General features: G+C 63.6%; 19 protein-coding genes, 2 tRNA genes, 2 rRNA genes and 1 riboswitch (1 of these 24 cut by a window edge). Of the genes, 10 read left to right on the forward strand and 13 right to left on the reverse strand.

Annotation, left to right across the window (positions count from 1 at the left end; all coding sequences use genetic code 11):
- The 4 genes from IVA82_RS17920 to IVA82_RS17935 form a co-directional block, all read right to left on the reverse strand.
- Window positions 1-646 (reverse strand): 23S ribosomal RNA (locus IVA82_RS17920) (it extends 2227 nt beyond the left edge of the window).
- A 424-nt stretch (window positions 647-1070) separates the two neighbouring features.
- Window positions 1071-1146, reverse strand: a tRNA-Ala gene (locus tag IVA82_RS17925).
- A 33-nt stretch (window positions 1147-1179) separates the two neighbouring features.
- Window positions 1180-1256 (reverse strand) — tRNA-Ile (locus IVA82_RS17930).
- Window positions 1257-1483: 227 nt separating this feature from the next.
- Window positions 1484-2972, reverse strand: a 16S ribosomal RNA gene (locus IVA82_RS17935).
- The 16S and 23S rRNA genes sit together here with 2 tRNA genes alongside, the layout of an rRNA operon.
- 985 nt (window positions 2973-3957) lie before the next feature.
- On the opposite strand from IVA82_RS17935, the gene IVA82_RS17940 reads away from it, so the two are divergent.
- The 3 genes from IVA82_RS17940 (at window position 3958) to IVA82_RS17950 (ending at window position 6877) form a co-directional block, all read left to right on the forward strand.
- The gene (locus tag IVA82_RS17940) at window positions 3958-6021 is read left to right on the forward strand and encodes a M23 family metallopeptidase (protein ID WP_247382653.1); all 2064 of its coding nucleotides are present in this window, start codon (window positions 3958-3960) and stop codon (window positions 6019-6021) included.
- A 147-nt stretch (window positions 6022-6168) separates the two neighbouring features.
- Entirely contained in the window at window positions 6169-6531 is a 363-nt protein-coding gene (locus IVA82_RS17945) for an SPW repeat protein (RefSeq protein WP_247382654.1), read from the forward strand.
- Window positions 6532-6613: 82 nt separating this feature from the next.
- Window positions 6614-6877, forward strand: coding sequence for a hypothetical protein (locus tag IVA82_RS17950; protein WP_247382655.1), 264 nt, complete (start codon window positions 6614-6616; stop codon window positions 6875-6877).
- Window positions 6878-6963: 86 nt separating this feature from the next.
- On the opposite strand, the gene clpB is transcribed toward IVA82_RS17950, so the two are convergent.
- Window positions 6964-9615, reverse strand: a complete 2652-nt coding sequence (gene clpB, locus IVA82_RS17955; protein ID WP_247382656.1) for an ATP-dependent chaperone ClpB — start codon at window positions 9613-9615, stop codon at window positions 6964-6966.
- A 271-nt stretch (window positions 9616-9886) separates the two neighbouring features.
- On the opposite strand from clpB, the gene IVA82_RS17960 reads away from it, so the two are divergent.
- Window positions 9887-10675, forward strand: coding sequence for an MOSC domain-containing protein (locus tag IVA82_RS17960; protein WP_247382657.1), 789 nt, complete (start codon window positions 9887-9889; stop codon window positions 10673-10675).
- Between the two features lie 228 nt (window positions 10676-10903).
- Here IVA82_RS17960 and IVA82_RS17965 read toward each other — a convergent pair whose 3' ends face one another.
- Window positions 10904-11596 (reverse strand): TIGR02594 family protein, encoded by a 693-nt coding sequence (locus IVA82_RS17965; protein ID WP_247382658.1) that lies wholly within the window; start codon window positions 11594-11596, stop codon window positions 10904-10906.
- 235 nt (window positions 11597-11831) lie between these two features.
- Between IVA82_RS17965 and IVA82_RS17970 the strand changes: the two genes are divergently transcribed.
- Window positions 11832-12695 carry an alpha/beta hydrolase gene (locus IVA82_RS17970; protein WP_247382659.1) on the forward strand — a complete coding sequence of 288 codons (864 nt, stop codon included), beginning with the start codon at window positions 11832-11834 and terminating at the stop codon, window positions 12693-12695.
- 113 nt (window positions 12696-12808) lie between these two features.
- Here IVA82_RS17970 and metW read toward each other — a convergent pair whose 3' ends face one another.
- A complete protein-coding gene (gene metW, locus IVA82_RS17975; protein WP_247382660.1) occupies window positions 12809-13471 on the reverse strand; it encodes a methionine biosynthesis protein MetW in 663 nt (220 codons plus the stop codon).
- A gap of 2 nt (window positions 13472-13473) precedes the next feature.
- A complete protein-coding gene (locus IVA82_RS17980; RefSeq protein ID WP_247382661.1) occupies window positions 13474-14676 on the reverse strand; it encodes a homoserine O-acetyltransferase in 1203 nt (400 codons plus the stop codon).
- Window positions 14677-14769: 93 nt separating this feature from the next.
- Window positions 14770-14849: riboswitch (SAM riboswitch) on the reverse strand.
- 192 nt (window positions 14850-15041) lie between these two features.
- Between IVA82_RS17980 and IVA82_RS17985 the strand changes: the two genes are divergently transcribed.
- Genes IVA82_RS17985 through IVA82_RS17995 form a run of 3 tightly spaced genes read left to right on the forward strand, consistent with a single transcriptional unit; the run spans window position 15042 to window position 17952 of the window.
- A complete protein-coding gene (locus IVA82_RS17985; RefSeq protein ID WP_247382662.1) occupies window positions 15042-15890 on the forward strand; it encodes a chorismate mutase in 849 nt (282 codons plus the stop codon).
- Between the two features lie 32 nt (window positions 15891-15922).
- Window positions 15923-17020 carry a histidinol-phosphate transaminase gene (gene hisC, locus IVA82_RS17990; protein ID WP_247382663.1) on the forward strand — a complete coding sequence of 366 codons (1098 nt, stop codon included), beginning with the start codon at window positions 15923-15925 and terminating at the stop codon, window positions 17018-17020.
- Window positions 17017-17952: a prephenate/arogenate dehydrogenase family protein gene (locus tag IVA82_RS17995; RefSeq protein WP_247382664.1), complete on the forward strand. Its 936-nt coding sequence runs from the start codon at window positions 17017-17019 to the stop codon at window positions 17950-17952. The genes hisC and IVA82_RS17995 overlap by 4 nt, the downstream gene beginning before the upstream one ends.
- A gap of 102 nt (window positions 17953-18054) precedes the next feature.
- On the opposite strand, the gene IVA82_RS18000 is transcribed toward IVA82_RS17995, so the two are convergent.
- A complete protein-coding gene (locus IVA82_RS18000) occupies window positions 18055-19239 on the reverse strand; it encodes a DUF2125 domain-containing protein (protein ID WP_247382665.1) in 1185 nt (394 codons plus the stop codon).
- A 110-nt stretch (window positions 19240-19349) separates the two neighbouring features.
- Here IVA82_RS18000 and IVA82_RS18005 point away from each other — a divergent pair, with 110 nt between their 5' ends.
- Window positions 19350-19961: a gamma-glutamylcyclotransferase gene (locus IVA82_RS18005; protein WP_247382666.1), complete on the forward strand. Its 612-nt coding sequence runs from the start codon at window positions 19350-19352 to the stop codon at window positions 19959-19961.
- On the opposite strand, the gene IVA82_RS18010 is transcribed toward IVA82_RS18005, so the two are convergent.
- The 4 genes from IVA82_RS18010 to ftsE all read right to left on the reverse strand — a co-directional run bounded on the left by IVA82_RS18010 (window position 19958) and on the right by ftsE (window position 23390).
- The gene (locus IVA82_RS18010; RefSeq protein ID WP_247382667.1) at window positions 19958-20731 is read right to left on the reverse strand and encodes a lysophospholipid acyltransferase family protein; all 774 of its coding nucleotides are present in this window, start codon (window positions 20729-20731) and stop codon (window positions 19958-19960) included. The genes IVA82_RS18005 and IVA82_RS18010 overlap by 4 nt on opposite strands.
- A gap of 11 nt (window positions 20732-20742) precedes the next feature.
- Window positions 20743-21447, reverse strand: coding sequence for a YdcF family protein (locus IVA82_RS18015; RefSeq protein WP_247382668.1), 705 nt, complete (start codon window positions 21445-21447; stop codon window positions 20743-20745).
- 322 nt (window positions 21448-21769) lie between these two features.
- The gene (locus tag IVA82_RS18020; protein ID WP_247382669.1) at window positions 21770-22738 is read right to left on the reverse strand and encodes an ABC transporter permease; all 969 of its coding nucleotides are present in this window, start codon (window positions 22736-22738) and stop codon (window positions 21770-21772) included.
- The gene (gene ftsE / locus IVA82_RS18025; RefSeq protein WP_148742562.1) at window positions 22731-23390 is read right to left on the reverse strand and encodes a cell division ATP-binding protein FtsE; all 660 of its coding nucleotides are present in this window, start codon (window positions 23388-23390) and stop codon (window positions 22731-22733) included. Before ftsE ends, IVA82_RS18020 begins: the two co-directional genes overlap by 8 nt.
- 201 nt (window positions 23391-23591) lie before the next feature.
- Here ftsE and IVA82_RS18030 point away from each other — a divergent pair, with 201 nt between their 5' ends.
- Window positions 23592-24473 carry an MJ0042-type zinc finger domain-containing protein gene (locus IVA82_RS18030; protein ID WP_247382670.1) on the forward strand — a complete coding sequence of 294 codons (882 nt, stop codon included), beginning with the start codon at window positions 23592-23594 and terminating at the stop codon, window positions 24471-24473.
- Window positions 24474-24489 lie beyond the last annotated feature (16 nt).

The following is a 24489-nucleotide window of genomic DNA, read 5'->3' on the forward strand; positions in this document are numbered from 1 at the left end:
GGGCTCCATCTGTTTGTAGGTGTCCGGTTTCAGGTCTATTTCACTCCCCTCGTCGGGGTGCTTTTCACCTTTCCCTCACGGTACTGGTTCACTATCGGTCGCTGAGGAGTACTTAGGCTTGGAGGGTGGTCCCCCCGCGTTCAGACAGGATTTCACGTGTCCCGCCTTACTCGTGGATACATCATCGCATTACTCGTACGGGGCTATCACCCTCTAAGGCCCAGCTTTCCTGACTGGTTCCGATTGTCTTTGATGTATCACTGGCCTGGTCCGCGTTCGCTCGCCACTACTAACGGAGTCTCTGTTGATGTCCTTTCCTCCAGGTACTTAGATGTTTCAGTTCCCTGGGTTTGCTTGAAACCTCCTATGTATTCAGAAGTCTCATACCTTCTCTTGATAACCGGAAATCCAAAACCTCTTCGATCGAAATCTAAAGGCCTGGCCTCTTCCATTATCTGGTCGAACCCCACACCGATGTCTTTCGACAAAGGTCTTGGAGTTCCGGCTATCGAAGGTGGGTTTCCCCATTCGGAAATCCATGGATCAAAGCTTCTTCGCAGCTCCCCACGGCTTATCGCAGCGTAGCACGTCCTTCATCGCCTCTCAGCGCCAAGGCATCCACCGAACACCCTTAAGGCACTTGATTGCTCTCATTATCAATGTCCACACACTCGGCAGAATGTTGTCTGCACAATTGCCAAGAGACCGAAATCTCTGCGGCACGCGCCCTCGATGAACGCTATGTGCAGCCGGGCATTGATTAGAAAGACCAGCTTGCTTCGTAAGATCGTTCCGATAGCGAGGCGGTCAAGCTTCGCTAAAAGGATCATTTACAACTCACCCGTCTTTCAGACGCAGCCTTGTGAGCTACACTGAAAGGCGCGCAAGCGCCGAAATGATCCGGAGATAATGAAGTATCGCGCAACAATTGCTGCACGATCCAACTCGGATCGATCTCCTCTTTACGATGTCAGAAATCACGCAACTCACTGTCCATCCGGACTAGTAGGTGCGAAGTGATGTTTCGCGGACGATTTAAGGTGCACGATGCGCCGGTCATTCAAACCATCTGGTGGAGCCAGACGGGATCGAACCGACGACCTCATGCTTGCAAAGCACGCGCTCTCCCAGCTGAGCTATGGCCCCGTAACCAGAAGACGAATGCTCGCTCGATGAAAGTGGTGGGCCTGGGAAGACTTGAACTTCCGACCTCACGCTTATCAAGCGCGCGCTCTAACCAACTGAGCTACAAGCCCCTAACGCATATCCTTCAAGGACAGGGTCTTGCTCGCGTGCAGCATAGGGCGCAAGCGCCGAATGCAATCGCACAGCGCAGCCCTGGCGCGTGTTCGTCCGCGAAGAAAGAGAAACGTAGACGGCGAAATCCCGCCACTGGAGCTCAACGATCTGGCGATCTGTTGGCCCCTGATGTTTCTAAAACGATCCGATAGTGAGCCGAAGCTCGCTGAAGGATCATCCTTAGAAAGGAGGTGATCCAGCCGCAGGTTCCCCTACGGCTACCTTGTTACGACTTCACCCCAGTCGCTGACCCTACCGTGGCCGGCTGCCTCCCTTGCGGGTTAGCGCACCGTCTTCAGGTAAAACCAACTCCCATGGTGTGACGGGCGGTGTGTACAAGGCCCGGGAACGTATTCACCGTGGCGTGCTGATCCACGATTACTAGCGATTCCAACTTCATGGGCTCGAGTTGCAGAGCCCAATCCGAACTGAGACGGCTTTTTGAGATTTGCGAAGGGTTGCCCCTTAGCGTCCCATTGTCACCGCCATTGTAGCACGTGTGTAGCCCAGCCCGTAAGGGCCATGAGGACTTGACGTCATCCCCACCTTCCTCGCGGCTTATCACCGGCAGTCTCCTTAGAGTGCTCAACTAAATGGTAGCAACTAAGGACGGGGGTTGCGCTCGTTGCGGGACTTAACCCAACATCTCACGACACGAGCTGACGACAGCCATGCAGCACCTGTGTTCCAGGCTCCGAAGAGAAGGTCACATCTCTGCGACCGGTCCTGGACATGTCAAGGGCTGGTAAGGTTCTGCGCGTTGCGTCGAATTAAACCACATGCTCCACCGCTTGTGCGGGCCCCCGTCAATTCCTTTGAGTTTTAATCTTGCGACCGTACTCCCCAGGCGGAATGCTTAAAGCGTTAGCTGCGCCACTAGTGAGTAAACCCACTAACGGCTGGCATTCATCGTTTACGGCGTGGACTACCAGGGTATCTAATCCTGTTTGCTCCCCACGCTTTCGTGCCTCAGCGTCAGTACCGGGCCAGTGAGCCGCCTTCGCCACTGGTGTTCTTGCGAATATCTACGAATTTCACCTCTACACTCGCAGTTCCACTCACCTCTCCCGGACTCAAGATCTTCAGTATCAAAGGCAGTTCTGGAGTTGAGCTCCAGGATTTCACCCCTGACTTAAAAACCCGCCTACGCACCCTTTACGCCCAGTGATTCCGAGCAACGCTAGCCCCCTTCGTATTACCGCGGCTGCTGGCACGAAGTTAGCCGGGGCTTATTCTTGCGGTACCGTCATTATCTTCCCGCACAAAAGAGCTTTACAACCCTAGGGCCTTCATCACTCACGCGGCATGGCTGGATCAGGCTTGCGCCCATTGTCCAATATTCCCCACTGCTGCCTCCCGTAGGAGTTTGGGCCGTGTCTCAGTCCCAATGTGGCTGATCATCCTCTCAGACCAGCTACTGATCGTCGCCTTGGTAGGCCATTACCCTACCAACTAGCTAATCAGACGCGGGCCGATCTTTCGGCGATAAATCTTTCCCCGTAAGGGCTTATCCGGTATTAGCACAAGTTTCCCTGTGTTGTTCCGAACCAAAAGGTACGTTCCCACGCGTTACTCACCCGTCTGCCGCTGACGTATTGCTACGCCCGCTCGACTTGCATGTGTTAAGCCTGCCGCCAGCGTTCGCTCTGAGCCAGGATCAAACTCTCAAGTTGAACTTGAAACTTCGAACCGGCTGATCACAACGTTTGACGAGGTCCCACCATTTTTCATCGACCGAAGTCGACGAGCTGCCCGCGATTCACATCGCTGGCAACGATGGTGTAACCTTTGAAACGTGTACCGCCGAAGTCTTTCGTTCCCTCCCAGAACTCAAAAGCCGAAGCCTTCAAGTATTCCGAGAGGCGCAAGGACTCCGCCGTCCACGTTTCTCTTTCTTCATCTTCACTTGTCAAACAGCCCGGGACCAAGAGGCCCCAACCTTCCTTGGGAGGAAGGGTTCCGACACCCTTACCGACGATGAATGAACTCCAATCGACTTACGTCGACTGTTGTGTCACTCAACAAGGTGAGGAGCATCAGTGGCGCGTCCGCTCGCCTTGGTCAGTGACCCGGCGGCGCCGCGCTCAGTGGTCGGTTTATAGGCCCCCTCGCTCGGGATTGTCAACGGCCATTGTCAACAAATCGTCGCACGGTGGATTGTTAGAAATATTCGCATGTTTCCAGACGGTTAGCGATGTCGTGAGCGGGCCGGTCGATGGGGCGCCGTGAAAAAACTCAAAAAAAGTTTGCGCTCCAAGGGGCTGCGGAGCCGGCCTACGGCGCCCCTCCGAGGAGGGGCCCGGCGCCCGGCCGTTCAGGAAACTTTTTCCATATTAGGCGCCGTACTTGAGCCACATTCCCGCGGCGTTCTGGTACAGACAATCTTGAATCGCGGGATGCCAGTGGGGGCTGCCGGCGGTTTTCATGGGGTCCGAGGAAGGCGACCTTAGCGATGAAGCGGCCTTCTTCAGACATTCGAGAGACATCGAGAGACCTTCACCTGCCTAGCTGTTCGTAATTTCGGCCAGGCCCCGTCGGGGCTTTCTGAGCACGGACGCCTGCGCGGCTTGCGCTTTTTCCGCGATCCCCCTTCAAGAGGGCGACTTAGGGCAAAGCGCGAAACAAAGGTTTTTGGGTCGTTGATTTGGGGGACTTCGGTTGAACCACAGGACGTCGCGCGGCGGTTATGGGCGTGAGACCGGGATCATCGATCTCGGCCACGAGCCGCCGCTGTCCGTCGATGGTTCTGAAGCCGCCGTGATCGATCGCCGTCGCGTTTCGGTGCAATGGTTCAGCGGGACAATTCTGACCGGACTGTGCGGCGCGGCCCTGATCGGCGGCGCCGTTTTCGCATCTCTCGACGGCGAGATGACCTTCGCCAAGGTGCCGGAGCGGGTCGAAGGCGCGCTGCGCGGCGCATTCGGCGCAGCCGACCGCGCCGCCACGCTGCACAAGAGCGACCGCCTGCCGCCGCCGAGCGAATCCACCGCCTCGCGCAACATCGTGCGCGTCTCCACCGTCGCCCGCGTCGGCAACCGCGACGTGATGCGGGTGCGCCCGTTCGTCCGGATCGCCGGCAATCTGTCGATGACGACGAGCGATCTGTCGGCCAAGATTCCGCCGTTCAACGCCCAGCGCCTGCTCACCGACGTCGGCTCCGATCCCAAGACCGCGGCCGACGATCCCAACAATCCCGAAGCCGTCGAACCCGACGCTGAGGTCTCCTTCGTCACCAAGGACTTGTCGCCGGTGCTGCCGAAGGCCAAGATTTCCGCGGTGGTGGCGCTCGACGACATCCTGATGCGGGTGCGCGATGCCGCCAACTGGCGCGGCAATGGCGGCGTCCGCTACGCCTCGCTCGCCAGCCCCGCCGCCGACGTCTCCGGCGCGACCGGGGCCTCCGACATCAGAAGCGCGTACGCCGCCGAAGTGTCGCCGTCCGACCCCTATGCCGGCTTCGAGACGCGCGTGGTGCCGGAGAACGTCACGCTGCTGCCCAAGACCAAGGAGCAGATCACCGGCGGCAACCCCAATGGCGAGCGCGTCCATGTCGTCAAGAAGGGCGACAACGTCGCCGCCGTGCTGCGCGATCTCGGCGCCACATCCGAGGAAATCAAGGCGATCACGTCGACGCTGGGCCCGCGCGGCCGCGACGGCGGCCTGAAGGAAGGCGAAAAGCTCCGCATCCTGATGGCGCCCGCAAGCCCCGGCGCACGGCTGCAGCCCTACCGCGTCGTCGTCGCCAACGAGACCATGGTCGAGGCGATCGCGGCACTGTCCGATCTCGGCAAATACGTCGCAGTCGACGTCTCCAGCATGAACACCGTCACGGACACCGCGGCCAACGCCAACAGCGACGACGATGACGATGACGACGGCACCGGCGTGCGGCTGTACCAGAGCATCTACGAGACCGCGATGCGCAACAAGGTGCCGATGCCGGTCATCGACGACATGATCAAGATCTATTCGTACGACGTCGATTTCCAGCGCAAGGTGCAGCCGGGCGATTCCTTCGACGTGTTCTACGCCGGCGAGGACGAGGGCGTCACGGCGACGGAAAAGAATGACGTGTTGTTCGCCTCGCTGACGGTCGGCGGCGAGACCAAGAAGTACTACCGATTTCAGAGTCCCGATGACGGGGTCGTCGACTACTATGACGAGAGCGGCAAGAGCGCGAAGAAATTCCTGGTCCGCAAACCCGTCAACAGCGCCATCATGCGCTCTGGCTTCGGCGGCCGCCGTCACCCGATCCTGGGCTATGTGAAGATGCACACCGGCGTCGACTGGGCGACGGCCTACGGCACCCCGATCTTCGCCGCCGGCAACGGCTTGATCGAGAAGGCCCAACTCGAAGGCGGCTACGGCAAGTACATCCGCATCAAGCACAACAACGGCTATGAGACCGCTTACGGCCATTTGTCGGCCTTCGCCAAGGGCATGGAGGCCGGCAAGAAGGTGCGGCAGGGACAGGTGATCGGCTTTGTCGGCTCGACCGGCCAGTCGACAGGGCCACACGTCCACTACGAGATCCTGGTCAACGGCCGCTTCGTCGACCCGATGCGCGTGAAACTGCCGCGCGGTCGCTCGCTGGAAGGACCGATGCTGGCGGGCTTCGAGAAGGAGCGCGACCGGCTCGACGGCATGATGAGCGGCCGCGGCGGCGCCATCGCCCGCATGTCGGATGCGACCGGCGGGCCGCTGCAGGTGACGAACCGGTAGCCTGCCCCGCTTGCAGATGACCGGCGGCCGGCAGGCTCATCGCCTCGCATTCAATTTTCGCATTCAATTTTCTTGGAACCCTTGGGAACCCGGCGGGCGGCAGTCCGGTTGGTTTGCCATGAGGGGCAGGGCTGAATGGAGCATGCCATGGAGAATTGGACGAACGCAAAACTGTGCGACGTCGCAAACCTGGTCCTCGGCGCATTCCTGTTCTTTTCGCCGTGGATGTTTGGCTTCGGCGCCGGAGCGGCTTCCCAAAACGCCTATATCGCGGGCATCGTGATCGCAATTTTGGCCATCGCGGCGCTTGCCGCGTTCGCGGTATGGGAAGAGTGGCTGAACCTGATCGTCGGCCTCTGGACGCTCATCGCGCCTTGGGTACTTGGGTTCCAGGGTTCCAAGACGGCGATGACAATCCACGTGGTGGTCGGCATCGCGGTTGCTGCGCTGGCCGCGATCGAGCTCTGGCTCATGTCCCAGAACCCGCCGCGGCTGACCACGGGCCGTTGAGATCTCGAGCCTGAAATCTCATCACGGTAGCGCCCCCTCCGCCCGTCGCGGTGGGGGGCGCTATCGAGCCAGGGAGAGTGCCATGACACGCCTGACGCGCGAGGACGTCAGCAAGGCGATCAGCGGGGCCGACGACGTCACCATCGCCCAGATCATCGGAACCGGAGCAACGGTCGACGAACTCGCCGAAGCCCAGGCATGGCTCGCCAATGACGAGCCCATGATCAACGAGCTGAGACCGTTGGCCCAGGGCCGCGTGCGTGAGCTGGTGGACATCCTCTCGGAGCTCGAAGAGGAGGCCCAGGACGAGGCGCCCGCTTCCGGCTCCGCGCCCGCAACCGGTTAAACAAGCCAACCGACCTGCCACAACAATTCGCCCCGGAGAAGAAGGCCTCTCCGGGGCGGTCTGTGGCTGGCGACGAGCGCCAGCGATCAGTTCAGCTTGCGCTTGGACACCGGCGCCTCGAACTGGGCGATTTCCGCGGTCTGCGGCGCTTCGCCGTTGAAGGTCAGCACGTTGCCTTCGGACGAGATCGCAACCGTGTCGCCATCCCTGACATCGCCGGCCAGAATCATCTCGGCGAGCGGATCCTGGAGATAGCGCTGGATCACCCGCTTCAGCGGCCTGGCGCCGTAGGCGGGATCCCAGCCCTTGGCGGCGAGCCAGTCGCGCGCCGCAGCATCGAGCGTCAGCACGATCTTGCGATCGACGAGGAGCTTCTCGAGCCGGCCGAACTGGATCTCGACGATCCGTCCCATCTCGCTCTTCTGCAGGCGGTGGAACAGGATGATCTCGTCGACGCGGTTCAGGAACTCGGGGCGGAAATGCGCCCGCACCATTCCCATCACCTGGTCGCGCACGGCTGAGGTGTCTTCGCCTTCCGGTTGATTCACCAGAAATTCCGAACCGAGGTTCGAGGTCATGATGATCAGCGTATTGCGGAAATCGACGGTACGGCCTTGGCCGTCGGTCAGGCGGCCGTCGTCAAGCACCTGCAACAGCACGTTGAACACGTCCGGATGCGCCTTCTCGATCTCGTCGAACAACACGACCTGATAAGGCCGGCGCCGCACCGCTTCGGTTAGCGCGCCGCCCTCGTCATAGCCGACATAGCCTGGAGGCGCGCCGATCAGACGCGAGACCGAGTGCTTCTCCATGTATTCAGACATGTCGAGGCGGACCATCGCGGTCTCGTCGTTGAAGAGATACTCCGCCAAAGCTTTGGTCAGCTCGGTCTTGCCGACGCCGGTGGGGCCCAAGAACATGAACGAGCCGGTCGGCCGGTTCGGGTCCTGGAGCCCTGCGCGCGAACGACGCACGGCGGTGGCGACCGCACGCACGGCCTCGGCCTGTCCGACCACGCGCCGTCCGAGCTGGTCCTCCATCTTGAGCAGCTTCTCTTTCTCGCCCTCGAGCATCTTGTCGACGGGCACGCCGGTCCAGCGCGAGACCACTTGCGCGATGTGGTTGGCGGTGACCGCCTCCTCCATCATCTCGCCGGAGTTCTGTGTTGTATTCTCCCTGGCTTCGATATCTGCGAGCTGCTTCTCGAGCTCGGGAATCCGGCCATAGGCCAGCTCGCCCGCGCGCTGGAATTCGCCGCGCCGCTGCGCGTTGGCAAGTTCGACCCGCAGGGCGTCGAGTTCGGCCTTCAGCTTCTGGGCATTGGAGAGCTTGTTCTTCTCCGCGCTCCAGCGCGACGTCAGCGCCGCAGATTTCTCCTCAAGATCGGCAAGCTCCTTCTCCAGAACCTCGAGACGGGTCTTGGAACCGAGATCGGTTTCCTTCTTCAGCGCCTCCTGCTCGATCTTGAGCCGGATGATCTCGCGGTCTAGCGAATCCAGCTCTTCCGGCTTGGAATCGACCTGCATCTTCAGCCGGGCGGCCGCCTCGTCCATGAGGTCGATCGCCTTGTCAGGGAGAAAGCGGTCGGTGATGTAGCGGTTGGACAGCGTCGCCGACGCCACCAGCGCGGAATCGCTGATGCGCACACCGTGGTGCTGCTCGTACTTGTCCTTCAATCCACGCAGAATCGAGATGGTGTCCTCGACCGAGGGCTCGTTGACGAAGATCGGCTGGAAGCGCCGCGCCAGCGCCGCATCCTTCTCGACATGCTTCTGGTACTCGTCGAGCGTGGTGGCGCCGATGCAGTGCAGCTCGCCGCGGGCCAGCGCCGGCTTGAGCAGGTTGGAGGCGTCCATGGCGCCGTCGGCCTTGCCGGCGCCGATCAGTGTATGCATCTCGTCGATGAACAGGACGAAGCTGCCCGCTTGCGAGGTCACTTCCTGGAGAACGGCTTTCAGCCGCTCTTCGAACTCGCCGCGATATTTGGCGCCCGCGATCAGCGCGCCAAGATCGAGCACGAGCAGGCGCTTGTCTTTCAGGCTTTCCGGCACGTCGCCATTGACGATGCGCAGCGCCAGGCCCTCGACGATGGCGGTCTTGCCGACGCCGGGTTCGCCAATCAGCACGGGATTGTTCTTGGTCCGGCGCGACAGCACCTGAATGGTGCGGCGAATCTCCTCGTCGCGGCCGATGACAGGGTCGAGCTTGCCGTCGCGCGCAGCCTGGGTCAGGTCGCGGGCATATTTCTTCAGCGCGTCATAGGCATTCTCGGCCGTCGCGCTGTCTGCGGTGCGGCCCTTGCGCAGCGCCTCGATTGCGGCGTTGAGATTTTGCGGGGTGACGCCGCCCTTGGCCAGAATCGCACCGGCCTCGCTGTTTTTCTCCAGCGCAAGGCCGAGCAGCAGGCGCTCGACGGTGACAAAGCTGTCGCCGGCCTTCCCGCCGGCCTTTTCAGCGGCGTCGAAGGTGCGAGCGAGCTCGGGCGCCAGATAGATCTGTCCGGCACCGCCACCACTGACCTTCGGCACCTTGTTAAGGCCCTCCTCGGTCGCCTTCAGAATTGCACGGGAATTGCCGCCGGCACGGTCCATCAGACCGGCAGCCAGCCCCTCATTGTCGTCCAGCAGGACCTTTAGCAGGTGCAGGGTCGAAAACTGCTGGTGCCCCTCGCGCATCGCGAGCGACTGCGCGGACTGGATGAAGCCCCTGGAGCGTTCGGTATACTTCTCGATGTTCATATCTTTTCTTTCCCTCGGCCTACCCCTGGAGCCCCAAAGGCACTCCAAACGGCATCTTCATTGGGTTCTCCGCTCGCCGCATTGAGCTTTCTCAAGGGACAACGGTCGTTATCAGCCAGCGCTGGCGCCGGCCTGACCCAGATGTGGGAAGCGGGCCTTGGGATCGGAAGAGGCCACTTCACAATTTCGTGCGCGACGAATGCCGGGCTGAAATCGCCCGCTTGGCGCGGCCCGGCCGAATCCCTTAAGTAGCGCCATGACATCAAGTGCCATGACAAGCAGCATGACCGCCGAGATCACCGGCCTCTACCGCTACCCGATCAAGGGCCTGACGCCGGAGCCCCTGCCCCGCGCGCCGTTGCGGGTCGGCCAGACTCTGCCCGCGGACCGCCGCTACGCCATCGAGAACGGCCCCAGCGGGTTCGATCCCGAGGCGCCGCAATGGATGCCCAAAACCCAGTTTTTGATGCTGATGCGCAATGAGCGGCTGGCTGCCCTCGACAGCCGCTTCGAGGACGCGACCAACCTGCTGACCATCCGCAAGGACGGCAAGGTGGTCGCCAGCGGCGATCTGGAGACGGCAGCCGGGCGCGCCGCCATCGAGGCCTACTTCACCGAGAATTTTCAGCCCGAGCTTCGGGGCGCGCCGAAAGTCCTGTCCGGCCGCGACCACAGCTTTTCCGACGTCGCCCGCAAGGTCGTCTCGATCATCAATCTCGGCAGCGTCCGCGCCATCGAGACCATGCTCGGCGGGGTCGCCGTCCATCCCCTGCGCTTCCGCGCCAACCTCTACGTCCAGGGCTGGCCGGCCTGGTCAGAACTCGACCTCGTCGGCCAGACGCTCGCGATCGGTGCAGCCCGCCTCAAGGTGGTCAAGCGTATCGTTCGCTGCGCGGCCACCAATGTCGATCCGAACACCGCAAAGCCCGATCTCGAAATCCCGCCCACGCTCTCGCGCGGCCTCGGCCACATGGACTGCGGCATCTATGCCGAGGTGATCGCCGACGGCGACATCGGCGTCGGCGACATGATCGCGGTGGAAGAGCCTAAGATGGTGTGAGCTGCGGCTGCTCTCGTCGTCCCGGACAAGCGCGCCCTAAGCGCGCGCCGATCCGGGATCCATAGCCACAGGAAGTGGTTTGGCGAAGACTCGTGGTTACCAGTTCGCGCAACAACGCGAGCCTTGGGTTCTGGGTCCCGGATCTGCGCGCTGCTCCGCGCGCTTGTCCGGGACGACGACCTTGTGTGATGCGAGAGCACCTATCGTCAGGCCTCCCGCGGACTCACCTCAATTCGGCATCACATACGCATAGATCCGGCCGCGCGAGACCGGGGCCTCGCGGACGCGGTTGCCGTTGTTGCCGGAGATCATGATCGGATTGCCCTGCGCGTCGATGCCGGTGATGATACCGACATGGCCGCCCCGGCCGCCGCGCGACATTACCGCGATGGCACCGACCTGCGGACCGGAGACGCGGGTGCCATAGCGTGCGAACGAATTCGCCGTGTCGGAGCCGGTGCCGCGATGGCCGGTGTGCTCCAGCACCATGTTCATGAAGCGCGCGCACCACAGGCTGCCACGGCCGGTCGGATTGCCGCCGACATAGCGGCGCGCCTCGGACACGAGGCCCGATCCGCCACCGAAGCCGCCGCTCATCGCCATTCCACCGCTGCCGCTCGTGGTCTTCCCACCGCTGCCGCTCATGGCCATGCCGCCGCTATTGGCGTTCGGATCATAGCTGGCCTGCGTGTTGGCGAACCCGTTCGCCTGCAATTGCGCCGCGCTGCGCTCGAAGCGCGAGCTGCGTGCATGATGCCGGTAATGATGGTGCCTGCTGGCGTGATGCACGTAAGCGTGCCGCTCTGCGCTATGACGATGAGGCCGCGCTGACGCCGGAGACGAGAACGCGGCCACCGCCGCGTAGAAGAGCGCCAGCGCGATAACACAACGCGACAGGCGAGACGCAAACAACTCGAACATTCTTCATCCTTCGTTGACACCCCCAATTCCCGTCGGCCCGTGCCATGGCCGACATCCGTCAGGCCGTTAAGCCGCTCGATGTGGCGACAAAAAGACACGATGCGGCAGCGACAAATTCACCTTCAGGGAAATGCTGCGATGATTTTGTGTCACTGCTGGTCTGATGCTGCCGCATTGCGGACAACAGAATTAACTGCGATCTTCGATACATGGCTTTACCAGAGGGAAACAGTTAATGCCCCACGCCACGACCAGGGACGACGTCCGCATCTATTTCGAAGAGGCGGGTCAGGGAACGCCGATCATTTTTCTGCACGAATTCGCGGCCGACCACAGCAATTGGGAGCCGCAGATGCGTTACTTCTCGCGCGGCCATCGCTGCATCACCTATTCCGCGCGCGGCTACACGCCGTCGGATGTGCCGGCGGGCGAGGTCTACACCTACACGCACTTCTACACCGACGCGCTTGCCGTGCTGGATCATCTCAAGATCGATCGCGCGCATCTCGTCGGGCTCTCGATGGGTGCGTACTCGTCATTGCAGATTGGCCTGAACGCATCGCAGCGGGCGCTGTCGATGACGCTCGCCGGCGTCGGCTCCGGCTCGGAGATCGAGAACCTCGACGCCTGGCGCAAGCAGTGCCGCGCCAATGCCGAGCAGTTCGAGACGCTCGGCTCCGCCGAAGTGGCAAAAGTCACGCGCGAGGCACCGAGCCGGATTCCCTTCATGATCAAGGACCCGCGCGGTCACGCGGATTTCTACGCGGCGCTGGCCCGGCACGATGCCAAGGGATCAGCCAACACCATGCGCGGCTTCCAGGGCGGCCGTCCGTCGATCTACACGATGACGGATGCGATCGAGAAGGCGTCCACGCCCGCGCTGATCATCTGCGGCGACGAGGACGACCCATGCGTCGGGCCGAGCCTATTCCTGAAGAAGCATCTTCCTGCTGCCGGACTCGCGATGTTCCCGAAGTCCGGCCATGTGCTCAATCTCGAAGAGCCCGCGTTGTTCAACCAGGCGGTGGAGCGGTTCGTCACGCTGGTGGAAGCGGGGCGGTGGCCGGTGCGGGATCCGCGGTCGATGGCGGCTCACTAGCCGTCATTCCGGGGCGCGCGAAGCGCGAGCTCGGAATCCATCGTGCCACAACGTTTGTGGAGGAATGGATTCCGGGCCTGCGCCTCACGGCGCATCTCGGAATGACAGAAGAGCTACTTCCCGCCGCCGCGCGTCAGCAGAAACACGCCCTGCTCGCCGAACAGATTCCACACCCACCACGGCATCCTCAGACGCAGCGGGCGGCCGTAGAGGTCGAGCGCTTCGGCGCGCTCCATCTTGACGTGGATCGCGTCGCAGAGCTCGACGAAATCTTTGATGGTGCAGAAGTGGATGTTGGCGGTGTCGTACCAGCTTGCCGGCAGATTCTCGGTGCGCGGCATGTGGCCGCCGACCAGGAGCTGAAGCCGCATCCTCCAGAAGCCGAAGTTCGGGAACGACACGATGGCGCGGCGGCCGATGCGCAAGAGGTTCTCCAGCACGATCTTGGGCTGCCGCGTCGCCTGCAGCGTCTGCGACAGGATCACGTAGTCGAAGGCATCGTCCGGATAATTGACGAGATCGGTATCGGCATCGCCCTGCACCACCGCGAGGCCCTTGGCGACGCAGCGGTTGACGCCCTCGCGCGACAGCTCGATGCCACGCCCGTCGATGCCGCGGGTCTCCAGAAGCTGAAGCAGATCGCCGTCGCCGCAGCCGACGTCGAGCACTTTCGAGCCAGGTTTGACCATTCCGGCGACCAGCAGATGATCGGCGCGAAACTGGTCGGACCGTTCAGCCGCAAGGCCGCCCAGCGGCAGCACTTCCTGTACAGACATCGCTAGCCGTCCCCGGTCGTGAGCCCGCGCGCCTTGCCCGCCGATTGCAGGAAGGCGCGGGAGATGTCGAAGAATTCGGGCACGTCGAGCAGAAAGGCGTCATGACCGCGATCGGTTTCGATCTCGGCAAACGACACCCGCGCACTTGACGCATTCAGCGCATGCACCAGCGCGCGCGATTCCGAAGTCGGGAACAGCCAGTCGCTGGTGAAGGAGACCACGCAGAAGCGGGTCTGGATGCCGGCGAACGCTTTCGCCAGCACGCCGCCATGGTCGGCAGCGATGTCGAAATAGTCCATCGCACGCGTCAGGTAGAGATAGCTGTTGGCATCGAAGCGCTCGACGAAGGACGAGCCTTGGTAGCGCAAATAGCTCTCGACCTGGAAATCGGCGTCGAACGAGAAGGTCGGCAGCTCGCGGTCCTGCATGCGCCGCCCGAACTTGCGATGCAGCGCAGCGTCCGAGAGATAGGTGATGTGCGCCGCCATCCGCGCTACAGCGAGCCCACGATGTGGATGGATTCCGTGATCGGCATAGCCGCCACTGTGCCAGTCGGGATCGGCCATCACGGCCTGGCGGCCAAGCTCGTGAAACGCGATGTTCTGTGCCGAGTGCCGCGTCGAGCAGGCGATCGCCAGCGCGGAGAATACGCGGCCCGGATACGCCGCGGTCCATTGCAGCACCTGCATGCCGCCCATCGAGCCACCAACCACCGCGAGCAGCGTGTCGATGCCGAGGCGGTCAATCAGCATGGCCTGCGCCCGCACCATGTCGGGAATGGTGATGACCGGGAAATCCAACCCCCACACCTTTCCGGTCGCGGGATTGATCGAGGCGGGCCCGGTCGAGCCCATACAGCCACCGATCACGTTGGTGCAGATGATGAAGTACTGGCTGGGATCAATCGGACGGCCGGGGCCCACCAGGGTCTCCCACCATCCGGGCTTGCCGGTGACGGGGTGCACATTGGCAACGTGCTGGTCGCCGGTGAGCGCATGGCAGATCAAAACGGCGTTGGAGCGCGCGGCGTTGAGCTCGCCATAGGTCTGGTAGGCGATCTGGAATGGGGTGAGATCGATGCCGCAATCGAGCCGCAGCGGCTGATCGGCGCCGAAATGCGCGACCGGCGAGCTCGGATGATCCACCTCGTGCGACCGTTCGTCGGCACTGATCGCGGGACTGGGAATCGATTTGACGGCAACCATCTCAGACCATCGTCCTGGTTTGCGGTCAGACTCTTGACCGCCACTGACTTCAGGCCATGAAAAACCCGGCCTGAACGATAGGTTCGGCCGGGATCGAAAACGTCCCCGGCCTGTTTAGCGAGTTTTTTAACGTGGCTGCAAGCCGGCCGGCTCAAATGACCACGGAACAGTCAAATCCTACCGGCTTGGGCTGTTTTCGTCAAGCGAGGGTCCGAATCAGCCAAATTCATCCCGGCAATGTCAGCCGAGAACAGCGCCATTTCTCTTTGCTTTCGGCCTCCATCCTGCCTAATCAGGACGTCGATCGCAGCGGATCCGGCTTGACCGAACCGCATTGAAACGCCTCTCAGCAGCACTTCACAGATATGCCCCAACGTCCGCCCGCACCACCATCGTTGCAGGAATTGCGCAAGGAGATCGATGCGATCGACGAGGGCATGCATCGCCTCCTGATGCAGCGTGGGGACATCATCGACCGCCTGATCCAGGTGAAGCAGACCCAGGAGGTCGGTTCGGCGTTCCGCCCGGCGCGCGAGGCCGCCATGATGCGTGACCTCGTGCAGCGTCATCGCGGCATCCTGCCGCTCGACACGGTCGAGAGCATCTGGCGCGTCATCATCTCCACGTTCACCTATGTGCAGGCGCCGTTCTCGGTGCATGCCGACATCGCGGTGAGCGAGCCTGCGATGCGCGATTCCGCCCGCTTCCATTTCGGCTTCACGGTGCCCTATGTCGCGCATTTCAGCGCGCAGGCCGCGGTCGAGGCGGTGGCCAAATCCAAGGGCGATCTGGCGCTGGTCTCGGCCACATCGAGCCGTACGCCGTGGTGGCTGTCGCTGGAAGCGGCCGGCATGCCGAAGATCATCGCGCGGCTGCCCTTCGTCGAGCGCGCCGATCATCCGGCGGCACTGCCCGTGTTCGTGGTCTCGCGCGTGGCCGATAGCGCCATGGTGACGGAGGTCGAGACCTTCAGCGTGCGCGTGTCGGGATGGAACGCCGACGTCGCGCGGGCGCTGTCGCCGCTCGCCGAGATCGTGGCCGTGCCCGATACCGCCTTCGACGGCGCGGCCCTGCTGATCTCGGTCACGGCCGCGAGCAGCCTCGACAAAATCAAGGCTGCCCTGATCGAAGCGGGAGCCTCGGTGCGCTCCACAGCCCTCGTCGGCAGCCACGCAACACGCTATACGGTGCCCCCGACCGGGTCGAAATCGTAAGTCACGAGCCGCCTGCCATTCCGGAGTTGAAGATGTCCCGCCCCGTGCCGAATCCCGGCATTCTCGATATTGCGCCCTACACGCCCGGCAAGAGCCCGGTGGCGGAGCCGGGCCGCAAGGTGTTCAAGCTCTCGGCCAACGAGACGCCGTTCGGGCCCTCGCCCAAGGCGATCGAGGCCTTCAAGCACGTGGCTGATCATCTGGAAGACTATCCGGAAGGCACCTCGCGCGTGTTGCGCGAAGCGATCGGCCGCAGCTTCGGGCTCGATCCCAACCGTATCATCTGCGGCGCCGGCTCGGACGAGATCCTCAATCTGCTCGCCCACACCTATCTCAGCCAGGGTGACGAGGCGGTCTCCACCACCCACGGCTTCCTGGTCTACCCGATCGCGACCATGGCGGTCGGGGCCAAGAACGTCGTCGCCGCCGAGACGAACCTCACCGCCGACGTCGACGCGATCCTGAAAGCCGTGACGCCGCGCACCAAGCTGGTGTGGCTCGCAAACCCCAACAACCCGACTGGCACCTATCTGCCGTTCGACGAGGTCAAGCGCCTGCGCGCCGGCCTCCCCTCGCACGTCCTGCTGGTGCTGGACGCCGCCTATTCCGACTACGTCTCGCGCAACGATTACGAGATGGGGATCGAGCTGGTCGCCACCACCGACAACACCGTGGTGACCCACACATTCTCCAAGATCCACGGCCTCGCGGCATTGCGCGTCGGTTGGATGTTCGGTCCCGAGCACGTCATCGACGCGGTCAACCGCATCCGCGGCCCCTTCAACGTGTCGACGCCGGCGATGTATGCCGCGGTCGCCGCGATCGAGGACACCGCGCACCAGGCGATGTCGAAGCAGTTCACCGAGACCTGGCGTAACTGGCTCAGCGAGGAGATCAGCAAGCTCGGGCTCAAGGTGACGCCGGGCGTCGCCAATTTCATCCTGATCCACTTCCCGACCGACAAGGGCAAGACCGCTGACGACGCCGATGCCTTCCTGACCAAGCGGGGCCTGGTGCTGCGCGGCCTGAAGAACTACGGCCTGCCGCACGCTCTGCGCATGACCATCGGCACCGAGGAGGCCAACCGCCTCGTCGCCGCGGCCTTGCGCGACTTCATGGCCGGCAAATGAACGCGCTTCCGCACTTCCAGCGCGTCGCGCTGATCGGCTTTGGCCTGATCGGCGGCTCGATCGCGCGCGCTGCGAAGCTCCAGGGCCTGGCTTCCGAGATCGTCACCACCGCGCGCTCGGAGCAGACCCGCGCGCGGGTGCTCGAGCTCGGCATCGTCGACCAGGTGGTGGCGACCAATGCGGAGGCCGTGAAGGACGCCGATCTGGTCATCCTCTGCATTCCCGTCGGGGCCTGCGGGCCGGTGGCGCAGGAGATATCAGCGCATCTCGAGCCTGGCGCGATCATCTCCGACGTCGGCTCGGTCAAGGGCGCAATCGTCAGGGACATGGCGCCGCACCTGCCGCAAGGGATTCATTTCGTGCCGGCGCATCCGGTCGCGGGCACCGAGCATTCGGGACCGGATTCCGGCTTCGCCGAACTCTTCATCAACCGCTGGTGCATTCTCACCCCCCCGGCAGGCACCGATACTGGCGCCGTCGAGCGGCTGCGCGCGTTCTGGGCGGCGATGGGCGCCAAGGTCGAGATCATGACGCCGGATCACCATGATCTCGTGCTCGCGATCACCAGCCATCTGCCGCATCTGATCGCCTACACCATCGTCGGCACCGCCGACGAGCTGGCGCAGGTGACGGAATCCGAGGTGATCAAGTTCTCCGCCGGCGGCTTTCGCGATTTCACCCGCATCGCGGCGTCCGATCCGACGATGTGGCGCGACGTCTTCCTCGCCAACAAGGAGGCCGTGCTGGAGATGCTCGGCACCTTCACCGAGGATCTGGCAAAACTGACCCGCGCCATCCGCCGCGGCGACGGCGAGGCGCTGTTCGACCACTTCACCCGCACCCGCGCCATCCGCCGCGGCATCGTCGAGATCGGCCAGGATTCGGCTGCGCCGGACTTCGGCCGGCCGCATGCGGCATTGAAGAAGCCGTGAGCGTAGCGTAGCCCGGATTGCGCTGCGCGCAATCCGGGGTTCTTCAGTACGCTACTCAGCATCCCGGACTACGCTTCCGCTCCATCCGGGCTACAGGAGCGACTAATACAGCGGCGGGATCTGGCCGACCTTGACCGGGCCGAGCAGCACGGCACCATCGACGAACTTCAGCGGGAAGCTCCTCGCCTTCTTGCCTTCGAGCGTACTCTCGGTGCCGATCGAATTGATACCGGCGGCAACGCCGGCATTGGCGTTTTGCTTGATGACCTTGCCGAGGCCGGGAACGGCGCGGTCGAGCGCGCCGAACAGGCTATTCAGATCCTGCGACTTCACACCGGGAGCGACGCGATCGAGCGTCGATTGCGGCACGCCCTCCTCCAGCATCTTCTCGATGCCGAGCGCCGGAATCACCCGCTCCAGCCCCGTCACCGTCATCTGCAATTCGCCGTCGAGACGGCCGTCGGCCGAGAGGGCGAGCGTGCCCGCCGCGACCGCGATCATCTCGCCCTGCTGGATCCGCGACTGCACGATCTCGATATGGCCGCCCGCCGCCTGGATCTCGCGGAAGCGCTGCGGCCACGGCTTTGGCGTGAGGTCGGTGAGCCCGGTGATCTTCGCGCGCATGTCGGCCTCGAACGGCTCGGCGAGCAGTGGATGCACGCCCTGGATGCTGCCCTGCGCGGTGTGGAGCACGGCCTCGATGACCGGATGATCGGAAAGTGATCCATCCGCGAGGCGCCCATGCAGCTCGATCTGCTTTGCGCGCGCGAGCGGCACCTGCACGCCGCCGTCGAGACGATTGAGGGTGGGGTCGTCGAACACGATGGAGGCGCGCTCCGGCACGGCCGGCAGGCCGACCACGCTGCTGCGGCCCTTGCTCCAGTTCACCACGAAGGTGTTCTGCGTGACGCCGTCGGTCAGCGTTGCCGGTGCCGAGAATTCGGCGATGACGCGCTTGGGGTCGTAGACTTGGGCGACGACGAGGATGTTGTCGAGCTTGGCCGTGAACGGCGTCTTGCTCGCGTTCTGCGACACCAGGGCGACGCTGGCGCCGGAGCATTGGACCTCGAAACGAAACGGAAAGCCGGCGATCGAGCGCTTGGCGCAATCATAGATGCGGCCGGACTTGGCCTCTTGCGCGCGCCAGGCATCGGCGGCCACCTCCGCCTGCGAGGCGGCATAGAACCAAAAGCCGCTCCACGCGACTGCAAGGATCAGGAGGAGAACGGGTGCGATGAAAAGGCCCCAACGGGGGCGGCGGCCTGCGGCTGCGGTCATATCGGACATGCGGCGACCCTTTGACCCCAGATGATGGCAAATGTAAGCGAGGATAGGCTGCGACGAAAGGCGGAGAATTCGCTTCGCTTGGGTGCGCGGTTCTGGTAGCCGTGCCCGAAATGTCGGAAATCCCCCTCCCCTCCGTCACGTCAGCCAGGGGCGACCTCTGGGTGTTCGGCTACGGCTCCCTGATGTGGCGGCCGGGCTTCGAATTCGAGGAGCGCGCCCAGGCGCGACTGGTCGGCGAGCACCGCGCGCTCTGCGTCTATTCCTTCGTGCATCGCGGCACGCCGGAGAAGCCAGGCCTGGTGCTGGGGCTCGACCGCGGCGGCGCCTGCCGCGGCATCGCCTTCCGTGTCGCCGAGAACAACCGCGCCGACGTGGTCGCCTACTTGCGGGCGCGCGAGCAGGTGACGTCAGTCTATCGCGAGGTGATGCGCTCGGTTTGGCTGGAGAACGATGCGCGGCAGCGCGTATCCGCGCTCGCCTATGTCGTCGACCGCGGCCACGTGCAATATGCCGGCCGGCTGTCGCTGGCCGAACAGCACCGCCACGTGCTCCAGGGCCACGGCCAGTCCGGCGCCAACCGCGATTACGTGACGGCAACGGTCAAGGCCATTGAGGCCGAAGGTTTTCGCGATGCGCAGCTGCATCAACTCGCAATGATGCTGCATGGCGACGCGCATTCGCTGCACGCGCCGGCTCCGCTCGAAGATCGCGAAAATCGTTAGCCGCCGGAGGCCACGTAGCTCGGCGCGGAGCCGATCAACCGCTCCTGTTCCTTCCGTCCCGCCTCGACGATGCGGCCGGTCGCGTCCTCGATCACGTCGCGCACGCGCGCGATGAATTCATCCTTGGGCAGGCCCGGCGGCAGCGGATCGAGAAACTCCACCACCAGCGTGCCGGGGTAGCGCATGAAGGTGCGGCGCGGCCAGAACAGGCCGGAGTTGAGCGCGATCGGCAGGCATTGCACGCCGCAGGCGGAATAGATCTGGGCAAAGCCGGTCTTGTAGTCCGGCGGCGCACCGGGCGGCCGGCGCGTGCCTTCGGGAAAGATCAGGAGCTGGCGGCCGCTGCGGACCGCGGCGCGCGCCCGCCGCGTCATGTCAAGCAGCGCCTTGACGCCGGCGCTACGGTTGATCGCGATCATCTCGATCTTGCGCAGGAACTGGCCGAAGACCGGGATATGCATGAGCTGGCGCTTGAGGATGAAGATCGGGCGATTGAAGAACGGCATCAACGCAAAGGTCTCCCAGAACGACTGGTGCTTTGCGACCACCAGCAGCGGACCTTCCGGGATCTTTTCGGCGCCGCGGACCTCCACCTTGATGTTGCAGATCACGCGCATCAGGAAAATGCTCGCCTTCGCCCACCATCCCGCGACCGTCAGCAGCGCTCGGGCCGGCATCAGGAAGGTCGGCAGCGCTACGATCGCCAGGCCCACCAGCACGGCATAGAACAGAACGTTGAACACCAGCGAACGCAGGAAAATCAGCAACATCAGCAATCCGATCAATTGGCCTGTGCGGTGGCAGGCCGCTTCGGCTGCGTGCCCGCAGGCTGCTCCGATAGTTCGGGCGAAAGGTCAATCCCGAAATCCTCCAGCCTCACCCTGACCTCCGCGGCGACGTACTTGACATATTCCGACAGCAGCAGCCGCAGCGTCGAAGCCGAGGTCCACCAAGGCTCCTCGCGCCATTTGTCGCCGACCACCGCGAACGGGATCAGTGCCGTCTGCGGCATCGCATGCGAGAATTCCGCGAGCGCGCGCGGCATGTGATAGTTCGAGGTGACCACGATCAGCGATTTGAAGCCGCGCCCCTCGGCCCAGCGCCGCGCCTCCGCTGCGTTGCCGCGGGTCGAAACCGCGCTGCGGTCGAGATCGACGCAGCAATGCATGAAGGACTGGTTCTCCGGCAGGGTGCGGGAGATGTCGCTCGCCGTAGAAGTCGGGTGCACGCCCGAAATCAGGAGCCGCCTGCCGTAGCCGGAAGCCAGCAATTCCATCGCGTCCGACACCCGTGACGAACCGCCGGTCAGCACCACAATGCCGTCCGCCCTGCGATCCGGCGCGAGTTCGGCGCCGCGCAATTGCGACAGGAACGCGACGAATCCGGCGGCCGCGCCGACGAAGGCGAACGCGATCGTCGACACGACGGCTGCGCGCAGCCAGCCGCGCGGCAGGTTCGGCGATTGATCATGGGTCGGCGCGGTCATGCGATGTCGGTGATCCCTTTCCCAGATGATTTTAGGACGTTTTTAGGCGAAGTGGAGTCCGGTTTATTGGGCTAATCAATGCGATGAAACTGTCGAGCCGCGCGCTCGATTCCCTCTCCCCTTGTGGGAGAGGGTGTCTCGCCGCGCAAGCGGCGAGACGGGTGAGGGGTCTGTCTCCGCAAGTAAAGCTCGCAGTGATCTCGGGGATAGAACCCCTCATCCGGCGCCACAGCCGAAGCTCCGCTTCGGCTTTCTCAAGAACGGCGGCCAAAGGCCGCCTACGCCACCTTCTCCCACAAGGGGAGAAGGAAGAACAACGATCTCAATCCACATCATTCAACGTCGCGAACAGCGTCTGGCGCGAGGCGACGGCCGTGACGGCGCCGATCAGCACCGCCTGCACGGCGAGCACGATGTAGCCGGAGGGCCGCAGCGAGAAGGTGCCCAGCAGCGCCGCGAACTGGTCGCCGACGGGAGTGCCGGAAAACCACCCTGCGATCGACTCGGAGAAACCGAACACCAGCATGGCGGCGCCGCCGCCGATCACGCCGCCTTCGAGGCCCAGGCGGAGGAAATGCCGCAGGAAGCGGTTGGCGATGTAGCGGTCGCCGGCGCCGACGAAGTGCAGGACCTCGACGATCGGGCGGTTCGCCGCCATCGCGCCACGGGTTGCGAACGACACCGAGATGATGGTCGCAACGATGACGAGGGCGAGGATGCCGAGACCAGCGAGCACGGTCGCGTTGGTCATCGAGCGCATGCGCTCGATCCAGGCGCGGTGATCGTCGACGCTCGCGCTTGGAGCCATCTGTGTCACGCGGCTGCGCAAGGCGCCGAGATCGAGCGGGGTGCCGGGCTGGACCCGCGCGATGATCAAACGCGGGACCGGCAGGTCGTCCATCGACAGGCCGGTGCCGAGCCAGGGCTCGAGCAACTTGCCGCTCTCATCCTTGGTGAAGGGCTTGACCTCGACGATGCCGGCTTGCGCGCGCATCGCTTCTGCGACCGCTGCGGTGTCGCGCTCGAGGTCGCGTCCGGCCTGCGGGCGGACCTGGATCGTGATCTCGCTTGCGACATCGGACTGCCATTCCGCGGCCGAGGCGCTGACCAGCAGCACCGTGCCCGTGGTCATCGAAGCAAGGAAGGTCATGATCGCGACGACGGCGACCAGCGCGCGGCCGTGAATCGAGGCGCGCGGCACGATCGGCGACATGTTGCGCGCCCTGGCCGGAAGCTGCGGACGCTCTTGTCCGAGATCGACCAGCACGCCGCGTTCGTCGGTCCTACTCATAGATGTGCAGCCGTCCCTGGTGCAGCACGAAGCGGCGCGCCTCATACTGGTCCATCAGGGCGATGTCGTGGGTCGCGATAATGACGGCAGTGCCGGACTTGTTGAGTTCGATGAAGAGCCGCAGCAATCTCCGGCCGAGCGTCGGATCGACGCTGCCGGTCGGCTCGTCCGCGAGCAGGAGCTGCGGCCGCGAGATCACCGCGCGCGCGATCGCGGCGCGCTGCTTCTCGCCGCCGGACAGGATCGGCGGCAGCGCATCCATGCGCTCGCCGAGGCCGACCCAGCGCAAGAGATCAATGACCTCCTTGCGGTAGCTCGACTCGCTGCGTCCCATGACGCGGAACGGCAGCGCGACGTTCTCATAGGTCGTCATGTGGTCGAGCAAGCGAAAATCCTGGAGCACGATGCCGATACGCTTGCGCAGATCGGCAATCTCGTCCTTGCCGAGCTGCGAGATGTCGTGGCCGAACAGATTGACCAGACCGCGGGTCGGCCGATGCGATAGAAACAACAGGCGCAGCAATGACGTCTTGCCGGCCCCCGACGGGCCGGTGAGGAACTGGAAGGAATGCGGCGGGATCTGGAAATTGAGATCGCGCAGAATCTCCGGCCCCAGACCGTAACGCAATCCAACATTTTCGAACCGAACCAAGCTCAGCTCCGTTCGAGAGGGGGCGGACCGCCGGCCACGGCGCTCCGCCAGACGCGGTCAACGGCTTTTGCGACCGTTATGGTTTCCGGTTCGTTAACGGTCGCCTTGTAGCATCCCTGCTAGCGTCCCTGGCGCCCGGTTTCGCGCGACCGGTCATCGCCAGGATTGACCCAAGACTCGTCCATGCATCAAGGCTCGTCCATGCATATCGTCTGCCCTCATTGTACGACATCCTACGCCATCAAGCTTGCGAGCCTCGGCGCGAACGGGCGTACCGTCCGCTGCTCCCGCTGCAAGGAGACCTGGATGGCGTATCCGGAGGATGCCATTGAGGAGGCGTCCGTCCCGGCCATGGCCGCGGCCAGCCGGACCGACGACCAGGCCGACCTCGCCGAGCAGTGGAACTCCTACGCCAAGGACGACGGTGCAGGCGAGACCCCGGTGGTCGATAGCCCCTCGATCGCCAGCGATTGGCCGACCGAGGACGCCGGGGAAACCGAGGACGACTGGGCGGCGGCGGCCCGCGCTGTCGAGGAGGAAGACAGCGCCGACGCGCAGCACCAGTCGTGGTTCCGTGGCCTGTTCCCCCGCCGCGGCGCGCAGGTCAGCCGGAAGGCTGCTACCAGTGCCCCGCAAAAATCCCATTTCGGCCTGCCGACCGCCTGCGCTGCCATGGGCGCCCTGGTGCTGGCTCTGGTGATCTGGCGCGGCGACATGGTGCGGCTGCTGCCGCAGACGGCGGCGTTCTACAAGACGGTCGGGTTCGACGTGAACCTGCGCGGGCTGGCCTTCAAGGACGTCAAACTCTCGAGCGAGACCGTGGACGGTAAGCAGGTGCTGGTGATTGAGGGCGTGATCGTCGGCGAAGGCAGGAAGGCGCTCGACATCCCGCGCTTGCGCTTTGCGGTGCGCGATGCGCAAGGCGCCGAAATCTATGCCTGGAATACGGTGCTGGAACAGACCGTACTCCGGCCGGGCGAACGCGCCTTCTTCAGGTCGCGCCTGGCCTCGCCGCCCCCGGAGGGCCGCAATATCGACGTTCGTTTCTTCAGCCGGCGCGACATTGCCGGCGGCAGCGTATAATCGGCCCACCCGGGAG

Source organism: Bradyrhizobium sp. 142 (assembly GCF_023074015.1).
Classification (GTDB): Bacteria; Pseudomonadota; Alphaproteobacteria; order Rhizobiales; family Xanthobacteraceae; genus Bradyrhizobium.